A 13,287-nucleotide genomic window follows, 5' to 3' on the forward strand; every position below is an offset into this window, starting at 1 on the left:
TTGTATTCTTGGTCGAAAACAATAGATTAGTGAGGTGCTCTTCTTTTTTCAATCACTTTCGAAGTTGAGAGTGGGGTTAAATTGTATATCATATTATGCATTGACCTGATGTTCACTATAAGTATAGAGGAATGAGATGTTCCTAGGCTGCTAATAATTCATACTGTGAATTATCATTATAGGGGAATAATAGGAATAAGTCAGCCGAACGTTGATACAACTGGCACGACAGCTTATTGTCTGCGACAAAGAACTGAAATAACGTATGACATGGTGGTAGGGCTACTTGCTCTGCCTCACATGGATTCCAGCCAGAAACAATCAAACGGCGTGAATTCGGATTAGTCTTTATCTGTTCAACGACTTGTGCGATTTGATCGACGCCATCAGCGTTATAACTGGCATCTTCATTTTTGGTCGCGCCATAGTTACGCCATTGATGACCATAGATAGGACCCAAATCGCCAGCAGGTCTGTTAAAACGTGCGGTTTGCTCTGCTGTTGCCCACTCATTCCAAATACGAACGTTATTCTGTTGCAGATAGTCAACATGAGTACTGCCACTTAAAAACCACAATAGCTCATAAGCGATAGATTTAAAGTGAACCTTTTTGGTCGTTAGCAGTGGAAAGCCATCTGCTAAGTCAAAGCGTAGCTGCGCGCCAAAATGGCTAAGCGTACCAGTACCAGTACGATCGCCTTTTTCGCTGCCATTGTCGAGAACGTGGCGTAGCAAATCTAAATAGCCTTGCTCGTTATTACTTTGGGTGCCATTTATCATAAAATGCTCTTTAGTTACTGCTGACAGCACATACAGGCTAGATGAATAGTCGATATATACACTGTCATTATTGAAAGTATTGCTAGGATAAGCGTTTTGATAGCATACCCTATTTTAAGTCATCAGCCTTTATCACAAAAAGGCAGGCTTAATAAGCAGCATGCTTACCCCAGTCGTAGATGCCGCGTTTGTAAGCGTAACCGATCAAGAACAGACCGATAATTATCATTGGGGCGCTTAGTATCTGACCTTTGGTCATCCAACCTAGCAAGATGAATCCTTGGTCGATGTCTGGCTGGCGGAAGAACTCAATGATGAAACGGCTAAAGCCATAACCAAGCATAAAGACACCGGTCACTGCCATACGAGGACGGGGCTTTGATGAGTACCACCACAAGAATAGAAATAACAGCAGACCTTCTGCAAGGGCTTCATACAGTTGCGACGGGTGACGAGGCAACAGGTACTGACCGTTGACTTCAGTCATAAGGTCTTGTAGCGCAGGGTTAGCTTGTAGCTGCTGCATATCAACACTAGCGGCCTGCGGGAAGTAGGTCAACCAGTTATAGCCACCGTCAGAGACGCGGCCCCATAGTTCGGCATTGATGTAGTTACCAATACGTCCGAACAATAAACCAGTTGGTACGCAGGGAACGACAAAATCGAGCACTTGGAAAGGTGTCTTTTTATATTTGCGGGCAAAATACAGCATACCCAACATGACACCAATCAGGCCGCCATGGAATGACATACCGCCTTCCCAGACCTTGAACAGATAGGCAGGGTTTTGGAGCAGTTCACCGAACTGATAAAATAATACATAGCCGACACGGCCACCTAATATCACACCAAGTGCGCCAAAAAACACTAGGTCAGAGACCATATCTGTCGTCCAGCCTTCACGCTTGGTACTGCGGTACCATGCCAGTCCGTAAGCGGCGGCAAATGCCAACAAATACATCAGCCCATACCAATGGACTTCGACAGGTCCAACTGCTAATGCTACAGGATCGTACTGAGGATGAATCATCATAAAGGCATCATAATATTGATAATAAAATGCTGACTATAATAGCAAATTTCGTTCGCTGGGCATACATAATTGCTCTGGTGACAATCAGAGTGTATGAGTAATTTGAGTTTTTGAGATGGTAGAGAATGTATAGGCTAAGAGTCAAAAAAATAAGAAGTGAGGTGAAAAAAGTGACTTTAATTAAGGAGTGTTTTCGTGATGATATGTAATCTTGGTAGCTAGCAGCTTAGGATAAAAGTGCTATTTTTAGCATTATCGAGCGTTCACTACCAATTTGTATTATTACATCTATTATTAAAAGAAATTAGATGGCGACCAGATCTTGTACGTTATTTTCGACCATCGTATCGCCTGCGCCTTGTGAGACTACCTTACCACGTGATAGTACCGTGTAATTGTCAGCAAGCTCTTCGGCAAACTCATAGAATTGCTCAACCAGCACAATGGCCATATCACCTTTATCCGCTAAGTCGCGCAGGACGCGGCCAATATCTTTGATGATAGAAGGCTGTATACCTTCAGTTGGCTCGTCTAAAATTAACACAGTCGGCTCAGAGGCTAGGGCACGGGCGATAGCAAGCTGCTGCTGCTGACCACCAGACAAATCACCGCCACGACGATGTTTCATTTCATCGAGTACCGGGAAAATATCGTATAAATGCTTGGGTACGTGTTTTGCTTTACTGCGTGAGAATTTTGCCATGCCGATCAAAATATTTTCTTCGACCGTCAGTGTCGAAAAAATATCGCGTCCTTGTGGTACATAAGCTAAACCTGCTCGGACACGTTGCTCGGGAGACATCTTGCTGATGTCTTTATCATTAAGTAAAATCTCTCCTGATTTAATCGGTAGTATCCCCATTAGGCATTTAAGTAGCGTAGTTTTGCCCACGCCGTTACGTCCAAGTACCACGCTGCACGCGCCTACAGGCGCTGTAAATGAGACGTCTCGTAAAATATGACTGCCGCCGTAATACTGGTTGATATCGTTCACTTGTAACATGGCTGTCTCCTAAACTCTAAAAATTTTCTAATATTTTAAAGGGAATATTCGTTTGGCTCGTCCAGAAAATTTGTTCAGCTATCGACCTAAGTAGGACTCAATCACTGCTTCATTGGCTTGCACTTCAGCTAACGTACCTTCGGCCAAAATCGCCCCTTGTGCCAATACCGTGACCTTTTCACTGATGGCATCGATAAAGGTCATATCATGTTCGACCACTACTAATGTATGGTTCTTTTTAAGGCGTAGACACAGCTCGGCGGTATGCTCAGTTTCTGCATCGGTCATACCTGCCACTGGCTCATCAAGCAGAATCAGTTTGGGACTCTGCATCAGCAGCATGCCAATCTCTAACCATTGTTTTTGCCCATGTGAAAGCAAACCAGCGGGCTTATTGATTTTGTCAGTCAGGCGAATTTGTTGTAAGGTAGCGTCGAGGGTATCGCGAGTATCGGCATCGAGTTTGTTAAATAAGCTTTTGACCACACGTTTGTCTTTTGGCGCGGCAAGTAACAGATTATCCATGACGGTAAAATTTTCAAAGACAGTAGGTTTTTGAAACTTACGGCCGATACCCGCTTCAGCGATTTGTTCGGTAGATAAGCTGGCAAGGTTGTGAGTTTGACCAAAAAACACGCTGCCTTCGGTAGGGCGGGTTTTACCCGTAATGACATCCATCAATGTGGTTTTACCCGCGCCGTTAGGGCCGATGATACAGCGTAGCTCGCCTTCTTCGATATAGAGCGATAGATTGTTAAGTGCGCGAAACGAGTCAAACCAAACGCTCACATCTTCTAAGTACAGAGCGATACCATGGCTAAAATCGACGCCTGATTTTTTTGGGTGACTGAGACCGTCACGTCCATCAGTATGATCATATTCGGATAGCGCTTTGGTCGATTGTTCAGTCGATGAGGACTTATCGTTTAGCATTATTGTTTCTCCTTTTTGAATCGATCGAACAAGCCCATAATGCCATTGGGTAAAAACAACGTCACTACGACGAACAGTCCACCTAATATCAATAGCCAAAATTCAGGGTAGGCGACCGTAAAGTAGGTTTTCACAGCATTCACCACACCAGTACCTAAGATAGCGCCAATTAAGCTTCCTCTACCACCAGTCGCTACCCAAACGGCTATCTCAATCGAGTTCACTGGGTTCATTTCACTCGGATTGATAATGCCTATTTGCGGTACGTATAGCGCACCTGCGATACCAGCAATGACAGCGGATAATACCCAAGCAGATAGCTTGTACCACAGAGTACGGTAGCCCAAATACTGCAAGCGGTTTTCGCTGTCACGAATCGCACCAAGTACGCGACCATAAGGTTGGTTCATTAAATGACGCAAACCCATATAAGAGATTAACAATGCTAAGGCGGTGACAAAGCACAGCATTGAGCGTGTAGAGGCAGCGGTAATGTCATAGCCGAGTAAGGTGGTAAAACCAGTGAAGCCATTGTTGCCGCCAAAGCCTGTCTCATTACGGAAGAACAGCAAGGCTGCTGCATAGACCATAGCTTGGGTGATGATAGAAAAATAAACGCCTTTGATTTTGGAGCGAAAGGCAAAGAAACCAAATATAAACGCAACTAATCCAGGTACTAATACGACTAGTGCGACTGCCCACCAAAAGTGCTGCGTGCCAGCCCAATACCAGGGCATTTCAGTCCAGCTCAAGAAACGCATAAAATCAGGAAGCGCGTCGCCTGCTGTCTCACGTGTTAGGTACATGCCAAACGCATAACCACCCAAAGCAAAGTACAGGCCATGTCCCAAGCTCAAAATACCGGCATAGCCCCAGACGAGATCTAGTGCCAAAGCCACCATGGCTAAAGCCATTATTTTGCCAATTAGGGTAATCCAGTAGGCTGAAAGGTGAAAGGCTGAAGTCTCTGGCATCAGATGTAGCCAAGGCAGTATGAGTAGTACGGCAAAACATAAGCCAATTAAAACAGCACTACGCGGCGTATCAGACAATAATTTGGTCAGTATCATAGGAGTCTCCTTATTCGACAAAGCGGCCTTTGAGTGCAAATAAACCTTGTGGCCGTTTCTGAATAAACAGAATCACAAGAACCAACAACACAATCTTTGCCAATACCGCACCGATACCAATCTCAAGTACCGTGCCGCTAATACCAAGTCCCAAGGCGGCCAATACTGCGCCCCATACTTGTCCGACACCGCCAACGACGACGACCAAAAACGTATCAATGATATAGGTTTGTCCCAGATCAGGACCCACGTTGCCGACTTGGGCAAGGGCGCAGCCAGCCATACCAGCCAGTCCAGAGCCCAACCCAAATGCCATCATATCGATACGTGCAGAGGGGATACCGACAGCACGTGCCATTTGGCGGTTTTGGGTAACGGCTCTTATAAACAATCCAAAGCGCGTTTTGTTGAGTAAGTACACCAGTAGTGCCACGACAATGACGGTAAAGCCAATAATGGCAATACGGTTATAAGGCAGTACGAGACTTGAGGACACCTGATATGCGCCGCTGAGCCACGCCACGTTACTGACTTCAACGTTCTGCGCACCAAAAATCATCCGTACCAGTTGCATCAATATTAAGCTCACGCCAAAGGTCGCTAGTAAAGTCTCTAGCTCACGACCATATAGTGGGCGAATCACAATGCGTTCAATAATCATACCGATGACAGCGCTGACTAAAAAAGCGGCTGGAATAGCGGCAAGCAAATACCAACCTGCCATATCTGGCATATAAGCTTGAAAGAAATTTTGCACCATATATGTGGTATAAGCGCCAATCATAATCAGCTCACCGTGCGCCATATTAATCACGCCAAGCAAGCCAAAGGTAATGGCGAGACCAAGCGCGGCGAGCAGTAAAATACTGGCGGTACTCATACCGGTGAAGATATGACCCGTCCATGTGCTGATTTCGATACGCCGTGACACGCTAGATTCAGCATCGATAAGTGCAGCTTTAAGCGAGGCATCTAAGTTATCAGCTGCGAGGGCAGATTCAATATCGACCAAAACTTGAGGGTTATCACTATCTGCGAGTAGGTGCACAGCTGCAATCTGAGTGGGTAGGTCGCCGTTTTTGAAATCTATACGAGCCTGTAATGCAGTTAGTGCTTTTTTAACTTTAGCGCTGTCTTCATTTTCCGCTGCTGTTGTAATAATGGCTGGATCTACTTGGTCAATATTGTCGGCCAAAATCTCCACAGCTTGTAGGCGCTGTGCTGGCTTGTCAGATGCTAGCTTGACCTTGGCTTGTCCAAAAATCAGCGCCGAGCGCAGCGCATTGGTTAGGGTGATTTGTGATAAATCACTTGGCCAATCGTCCGTCTCTTTTTTATCAGGATAAGTAAACAGCTGATCTTCTTTATTCAGTAGATACGTTTGTCCACCATTACCTTGATACAGCTCATCATTGGCAATGAATTCAACCAAACTATCTAAACTCTCAACGGATCCTGGCCAATCACTTAGCATAGCTTGACGCTTACTAAAATCACCTGCCACGAATTGTTGAATGGCATCACCTGAGCTTGTAGTTGCTGTTGAAATATTTGAGGTGCTGGCTTGAGTAGAAGTGGCTACGTTGACAGGTGTGAGCAAAGATTGCTCACTATGAGCGGTATCCGTATCGTGGTCATGTATCTGACCATTATGATCCGCATACGCTGTGGTGGTGAAAATTGTTATGCATAATGCCATCAATGCAAGTAATCGCAGAGGCGCATGAATTGAAAAACGTGCCACATACTGCATGACTTCACTGACTGATGCTTGTGGGTTGTTACCATTTTCGGACGATGTTTGCCCTACAAACGGGCGTAAAGTATGGTGCTGCATGTGCGGCTCCCTGTTTTTCACAGACAACAAACCTTTAGCTTTTACTGCTTAGCGTTTTAAGCGATAGAAGAGTTGATAAGGTTTGGTGTTATTTAAAAGTTAAGAATAAGTGTGAAAAGTAGGCGTTAGGACGGTTATTGGTATCGTTTATCCATCCGCCTACTTTTCAGTTACTATATACGTGCTTTTCAGTACTGATTTATTTAGGGATAGCCTATTTAGGAATGTACTCGCTCCATGGCTGGGCTTGGATAACTTCTGGCGTTTTGAAAATCGTATCAAACTGTCCGTCGGCACGAATTTGACCAATCATGACAGGCTTCCATAGGTGATGGTTTTCTTCATCCATTTTTAGCGTGTAGCCAGAAGGTGCATCAAACGTTTGTCCCGCCATGCTGATACGCACTTTGTCGACATCAGTCGTACCTGCTTTTTCGACAGCTTGCTTCCACATGTTGATACCCACATAGGTAGCTTCCATTGGATCATTGGTCACGACTTTTTCAGCATTCGGTAATTTTTGGTCTAATGCATATTGCTTATAGCGTTTGGTAAATGCGCTGTTGGTTGGGTTTTTGATCGACATAAAGTAGTTCCATGCCGCCAAATGACCTTGTAGCAGACTGGTATCGATACCGCGTAGCTCTTCTTCACCGACTGAGAATGCCATGACCGGAATATCTGACGCTTTGATACCTTGGTTCGCTAGTTCACGATAGAACGGAACGTTTGAGTCGCCATTGATGGTCGAGATAACCGCGGTCTTTTTGCCCGTTGAGAATTTTTTGACGTTAGATACGATGGTTTGATAATTGCTGAAACCAAATGGCGTGTATTCTTCCATGATGTCTGCATCAGCCACGCCTTTCGATTTCAAAAATGCCTTTAAAATCTGGTTGGTGGTGCGTGGATAGACATAATCAGTACCTAGCAATACGAAGCGCTCTGCACCGCCGCCTTCTTCACTCATTAAGTACTCTACCGCCGGAATGGCTTGCTGATTTGGTGCAGCACCCGTGTAAAAAATATTTTCTGATTGCTCTTGGCCTTCGTACTGCACTGGATAGAACATCAATCCGTTCAACTCTTCAACCACAGGTAATACGGATTTGCGTGATACTGATGTCCAACCACCAAAGATGACATCTACTTTGTCTTGAGTGAGTAGCTGGCGGGCTTTTTCGGCAAACAACGGCCAATCAGAAGCAGGGTCGACGACTACTGGTTCTAGTTGCTTACCGAGTACACCGCCATTGGCATTGATCTCATCAATGGTCATGAGTGCCGTGTCTTTTAGAGAAGTTTCAGAGATGGCCATGGTGCCAGATAGCGAATGTAAGATGCCCACTTTGATCGTGTCGCCATCAGCGGCAGGGGTAGTCGTTGTCTCTGTATTTGTTTCGGCTGTTGTCTCTGTGGCTGTCGCGGTTTCGGCAGGCTTTTGACAGCCCGCGAGACTCAAGCTACCAACGACAGCAATCGCTAATAATGAGAAGCGTGATTTGATTTTGCCGTGCATATGAGTCTCAACAAATTGAGGATTGGCTAAAGTTGGTAACGAAAACATGGACATCTCCTAAATAGACACAAAAGATAAAGTATGGCTCCTGAACAGTTATTAAGAGTTCAAGTTCCGTGCCAAGTTAAAAAAGCCAATAATCGAGTAATAATTGAGCAATAATTAGGTTCTGATTAATATATTCATTAATTTAGTGCAGGATGGCTAATAAACTGCACCATAAAGGGGAGATGAACAAAAAAATGGTGCAATACAGAAAACCAAATTTTTAAAATTGAAGAGCTACCATATTAAGAGATTTATCGATAAGGCGATTTTTACTAAAAATGCTGTCTGCCAAAAGCATTTATTGCCAAAGACCTGTAAAACGGCTACGGTAATCTCTCTAAGATAGTTACTATTTTGCGCGTTGAGCCAATGCGTAGCTGCCATGATGGATTGTACTGCTAAGGAATGATGTATGAACGCACAATTAACGGATTCGCCTGTCTCAACAGGCCATGGCAGCGTATTACCGCCGCTTAATCAAATAACTAAATTTGCTATCCTGCCATTTGTACTTAGTAGTAGTGCCATTTTGGGATTGTCTTCGGCACAAGCGGCCACCAGTAGCGTCGAGCAAGTGACTATTTATCAAGGGCTGGCGAGCGTAACTCGCGCATTGCCTATTACAGGTAGCGGTGAGCAAACGGTGGTGTTTTCGTGCTTGTCACCTTATATGGATAAAGAAAGTCTAAGTGTACAAGCGACGAATAATGTTAGCGTTGGGGAAGTCAGTATCGAAGAGCTGACAGGTGAGCAGGCAGCCCAGTGTCAGTATCAAGGTGATGCCAAGGTACAGACGCAGCAAAATACTCTAGCTAGTATTAATGCGGAATTAGAAGCAGCACGGTTAGCAAAGGCCTACTTGCAGAATTTGACCAAAGCCACGCAAGTTAATACAGACAGTACGATTGCCAATAATGCCCGCGATATAGAAACTCAAGCGACCAGTATTAACCAAAGAATTCTAGAGATTCAACAGCGACAAGCGCGTGCCCAAGACGCACTGAATCAACTGATGGCAGGCAGCGCGACATCGACCTTTAACAAGGTGACACAGGTGAGTGTACGTACGGCAAGTCGCTCGCCAAGTAGCGTTAAGTTGCATTATCAAGTGCAAGGTGCAGGTTGGGAGCCTGCGTATCAAGCTCGCCTAAATACAAACAGTGAGCAGTTAAGTATCACAGCTTCTGCGATTATTGCTCAGCAAACTGGTGAGAACTGGACAAACGTACCACTGACACTTAGTACCGTTAATCCTAATCAAAGTACGACGGGGCAATTGCCGTATGTGCAGCGTCTGTCATTGTATGAAGAGAGCGAAGATGCTCGAGTAAGACGTGAGCTACCTATGATGGATGCGTCCCCTGTTATGATGGAAGAGCCTGCTTATAATAAAGGAGCAGGGGCAGCTATGGCGCCGCTACCTAATTTTACGGTCAGTAGCCAAAATAAAAATGGCATCATCGAGTATCGTTTACCGCAGTTGGTCAGTATTCCGAGTGATGGGAGACGGGTACGCACAGTGATTGGGGAGCAGGCAGGTAATAGTAAGCTCTGGATTCGCAGTACGCCAAGTGTTGAGACTGCTGCCTACTGGTATGCGTCAGCACCGTTTTTAACGCCGGACTGGGTCGATGGTTCGCTACAGTTGTACCGTGATGACAACTATGTAGGTCAGTCACGTTATAATTATCAAGTGCTAAAAGAGCAGGGGATTGGATTTGGTCGTGACTCAAATATGCTCGTGAAAGAGCTGACCAACGAAGATAAGCAAGGTGAAAAAGGTGTGCTAAACCGTACGCAAACACTGACGACTACCAAGGCCTATCAGTTTACCAATCAGCACAATCGTAGCGTACGCTTACAAGTACTGGGCAGTGAGCCTATCAGTCGTGACGATAGTTTAAAGGTTGCTGTGACGCATACGCCGCCTGTAACTGAGCGAGATTGGAATGACAATCAAGGCATGGTAGCGTGGGAATTTAACTTACCAAGTAAGCAATCACAAGTAATACGTTCAACCTCCCAGATTAGTTATCCTGCCAATAAATTACTGACTGGCAATTAATAATTACTATCTATAAAAGCTAGCTTATCAATAGGTAAAGTCTGAAATAATATCTTTGCCTCTATTAAGAATTACCCGCATAACGAAAATTATTATAAAAGGAAAGCTATGTGTATTGTCGCTATTGCTTGGCAATTATTTGATGAGTTACCACTGGTGCTACTGTCTAATCGTGATGAGTTTTTGCAGCGCCCAACTGAGCCGCTCCACCAGTGGTCTGACCAACCTATCTATGCTGGACGCGATAAACAAAGCGGTGGTACGTGGTTAGGCATTCATCAGCAAGTGTCACCAGCGCAGAGTGCAGAGTATTATGAACAGAATGGTCGTTGGGCTGCGGTATTGAACTTTCGTGACGGTGTACAGGCAAGCAGTGATGAGCGATCGCGGGGCGCGCTGGTCACTGAATTCTTGACAGGGACTCTAAGTCCGATGGATTTTGCACGGCAGATTGATTTGCAAGATTATGCGGGTTTTAATCTGATCATTGGTGACACTGCGCAAGCTGTGATCGTCAATAATCGTGGTCATGCCCCCACGCCATTGTATTCAGGTCTACATGTTATCTCTAATGGTCAACCAGAGGACAGTTGGTTTAAGACAGAGCGGTTGCGCGGGCGACTACGTCAAGAGGTGCTGCCATTGATTGCAGAAGATTGCACGCCTGCGTACTGGCAAGCGGCGGCTTTCAATGTCTTGTCAGATAGTACCAAAGCACCAGAAGATAAACTGCCTGTTACTGGCGTGGCATTTGAAGTAGAGCAGATGTTATCGTCTGTTTATATTGAACCTGTCGCTTTTGAAGTAGAGCAGATGTTATCGTCTGTTTATATTGAACCTGTCGCTTTTGGCGATACTGAAACTAGCAAACCTACTTATGGTACCCGCACTCAAAGCATCTTAACGTTGCGCAAAGAGAGCGATGCAGATTGTATTGCTAATATGATTAGCCGTGAGTTTGGCAATCATAATCGTAATCACTGACAATGACCGTTAATAGATAATAAAAAAACACCCACGGTAATTGCTAACATTCTAGCTACTATCGTGGGTGTTTTGCATCGTACTATTAAGTGACTCATTACATCAGCAAGTGATTATTTTGCTCAGGAATGATCAGCTCTTGTTTTAGGGGGAGTTCGCGTACCAATTCTTGCAAGGCACGACGATAAACGCCTCGTTTAAAGTGAATCACTTGTCCGAGTGGATACCAGTAGCTGACCCATTGCCAATGGTCAAATTCAGGTTTCCCTTCATCAAAGCGGATATGTTGAGTATTTGGCTCATCTAAGCGTAGCAAAAACCATTTTTGTTTTTGCCCAATACATAAGGGATGCTGACCATGACGTACATAACGTTTTGGCAAACGATAGCGCAACCAGTCTTGCGTGACTGCCAATAAGTCTACGTGACGCGGATGTAAGCCGACCTCTTCCCAGAGCTCGCGATACATTGCATCCATCGGCGTCTCCCCGCGGTCGATACCACCCTGCGGAAATTGCCAAGCGTTGTGACCAATACGTTTTGCCCACAGAACCTGCCCTTGTGTATTTGCCAAGATGATGCCGACGTTGGCGCGAAAGCCGTCTGCATCTATCATGACTAAACCTTTTAATTTGTTTAAAAATAGCTTGTTTTGACTTGAAACCGTGACAGCAATCGTAATTATTATAAGGTGATTGTTATCGATATCCGCTCAAAACAAGATTCATTACCTTTATTAAACCAAGAAACAAGCAAAATGTGTAACAGTATTTTGCTATAAAATGTTTCACGAGTTTTACCTTTTAAAATCAACTATTTACAAGCAAACTTTTGTAGGTTTTTATACGGCATTTTTAGGCAAGTGTTGATGAGTAGTAATAGGCGGATGAACATACGATTATTTAGTAAACTATCGAACTCCACTATTTCTATATGTATAAAGTGGTAAAAGCACAGATTTCACTGGTGAGCTAGTAGCAAAACAATGAGCCTATAAAATCTTGCTTTGGCTTATGCTACACTAGCTGGGCAATATATCATTCACACAATAATAATAGGCAATACGCCATTTAAAATAAGGAACATCTACAATGTCAGAATCAAAAGCAAGCGTCATATGGCAAGAGAATAAAGCCTTTATGGGTGTGTCACCATCAGGACATAATGTACAAATCGATGCTGATAAAGAAAAAGGCTCAAGCCCAATGGAGCTGATTTTGCTAGGACTAGGTGGTTGCGCCAGTTATGATGTCGTAGAGATTTTACAAAAATCACGCCAAGCAGTGACGGATGTACGTTGTGAGCTAACCGCCCAGCGCGCTGAAACTATACCAGCGGTCTATACTGATATTCATATGCATTTCGTTGTCACTGGTCAAGATGTCAAAGAAAAACAAGTCGAAAAAGCCATCCAGTTATCAGCAGAAAAATACTGTTCTGCCAGCCGTATGTTAGTAGCAGGTGGGGTCAATATCACCCATGACTTTGAAGTGGTTGCAGGCTAGGGACTTATATAATGATAAGTGCATTTTTTGAGTTGGTAACTGACAAAGTGGCGTCAGCCATTTTGGCTATGGTGGTAGCAAGCCTACTGCCATGGGCGGTGTCAATCGTTGCAAAAGTATCTGGTGGCTTTAGAATCAGAAATAATGCACATCCTCGGGAATTTTTTCAAAATGCGACAGGCATGGCAGCACGTGCTAATGCAGCACAGCAAAACAGTTATGAAACCTTGCCAGTGTTTTTGGCAGCAGTGATAGTCGCTATGCTGTTCTTTGTACCGCAGTCGATTATCAACGTATTGGCTTGGCTGTATGTGATGATACGAATTGGTTTTTGTGTGGCGTATATTACTAATTTGGCAATGTTCCGCTCTATCCTCTGGGTACTATCAATGGCATGTTGTCTAATGCTATTTTATTTAGCGATACGAGTCAGCGTCTAGGGCATGTCCTCAATTCAAACGACAGTTATCTAAACGGATTAAAAATGGCTAAATTTTGCCAAACAGCGT

Annotated in this window: 10 protein-coding genes and 2 pseudogenes; 4 read left to right on the forward strand and 8 right to left on the reverse strand. The window is 44.4% G+C overall.

The features are described 5' to 3' along the window. Nucleotides 1-151: 151 nt before the first annotated feature. The 7 genes and pseudogenes from thyA to urtA all read right to left on the reverse strand — a co-directional run. A pseudogene (thyA, locus tag QO187_RS08900) lies at nt 152-781 on the reverse strand (thymidylate synthase); the annotation flags it as partial. Nucleotides 782-929: 148 nt separating this feature from the next. Then, nucleotides 930-1,814, reverse strand: coding sequence for a prolipoprotein diacylglyceryl transferase (lgt, locus tag QO187_RS08905; RefSeq protein WP_371548072.1), 885 nt, complete (start codon nt 1,812-1,814; stop codon nt 930-932). 304 nt (nt 1,815-2,118) lie between these two features. Further along, complete coding sequence (urtE, locus tag QO187_RS08910; protein WP_101204888.1) at nt 2,119-2,817, reverse strand: urea ABC transporter ATP-binding subunit UrtE; 699 nt, start codon at nt 2,815-2,817, stop codon at nt 2,119-2,121. Between the two features lie 78 nt (nt 2,818-2,895). Further along, nucleotides 2,896-3,651 (reverse strand): annotated as a pseudogene (gene urtD / locus QO187_RS08915) (urea ABC transporter ATP-binding protein UrtD); the annotation flags it as partial. Between the two features lie 98 nt (nt 3,652-3,749). Then, a complete protein-coding gene (gene urtC / locus QO187_RS08920; protein ID WP_102092492.1) occupies nt 3,750-4,820 on the reverse strand; it encodes an urea ABC transporter permease subunit UrtC in 1,071 nt (356 codons plus the stop codon). A gap of 10 nt (nt 4,821-4,830) precedes the next feature. Continuing rightward, nucleotides 4,831-6,657, reverse strand: coding sequence for an urea ABC transporter permease subunit UrtB (gene urtB, locus QO187_RS08925; protein WP_371548075.1), 1,827 nt, complete (start codon nt 6,655-6,657; stop codon nt 4,831-4,833). 214 nt (nt 6,658-6,871) lie between these two features. Next, nucleotides 6,872-8,176: an urea ABC transporter substrate-binding protein gene (gene urtA / locus QO187_RS08930; protein WP_102092144.1), complete on the reverse strand. Its 1,305-nt coding sequence runs from the start codon at nt 8,174-8,176 to the stop codon at nt 6,872-6,874. A 460-nt stretch (nt 8,177-8,636) separates the two neighbouring features. Here urtA and QO187_RS08935 point away from each other — a divergent pair, with 460 nt between their 5' ends. Continuing rightward, nucleotides 8,637-10,289, forward strand: a complete 1,653-nt coding sequence (locus tag QO187_RS08935; RefSeq protein WP_102092493.1) for a DUF4139 domain-containing protein — start codon at nt 8,637-8,639, stop codon at nt 10,287-10,289. Between the two features lie 108 nt (nt 10,290-10,397). Continuing rightward, nucleotides 10,398-11,273: an NRDE family protein gene (locus QO187_RS08940; protein WP_371548077.1), complete on the forward strand. Its 876-nt coding sequence runs from the start codon at nt 10,398-10,400 to the stop codon at nt 11,271-11,273. A 97-nt stretch (nt 11,274-11,370) separates the two neighbouring features. Here the strand turns inward: QO187_RS08940 and QO187_RS08945 are convergent, their stop codons facing one another. Beyond that, nucleotides 11,371-11,889: an RNA pyrophosphohydrolase gene (locus tag QO187_RS08945; RefSeq protein WP_057761956.1), complete on the reverse strand. Its 519-nt coding sequence runs from the start codon at nt 11,887-11,889 to the stop codon at nt 11,371-11,373. A gap of 475 nt (nt 11,890-12,364) precedes the next feature. Here QO187_RS08945 and QO187_RS08950 point away from each other — a divergent pair, with 475 nt between their 5' ends. Both QO187_RS08950 and QO187_RS08955 read left to right on the forward strand, forming a co-directional pair. Beyond that, nucleotides 12,365-12,778 carry an OsmC family protein gene (locus tag QO187_RS08950; RefSeq protein ID WP_371548078.1) on the forward strand — a complete coding sequence of 138 codons (414 nt, stop codon included), beginning with the start codon at nt 12,365-12,367 and terminating at the stop codon, nt 12,776-12,778. Between the two features lie 11 nt (nt 12,779-12,789). Continuing rightward, nucleotides 12,790-13,218, forward strand: a complete 429-nt coding sequence (locus QO187_RS08955; protein WP_371548080.1) for an MAPEG family protein — start codon at nt 12,790-12,792, stop codon at nt 13,216-13,218. The last annotated feature ends 69 nt before the right edge of the window (nt 13,219-13,287 follow it).

The sequence above is a fragment of the Psychrobacter sp. Arc9 genome, assembly GCF_041431295.1.
GTDB lineage: Bacteria > Pseudomonadota > Gammaproteobacteria > Pseudomonadales > Moraxellaceae > Psychrobacter.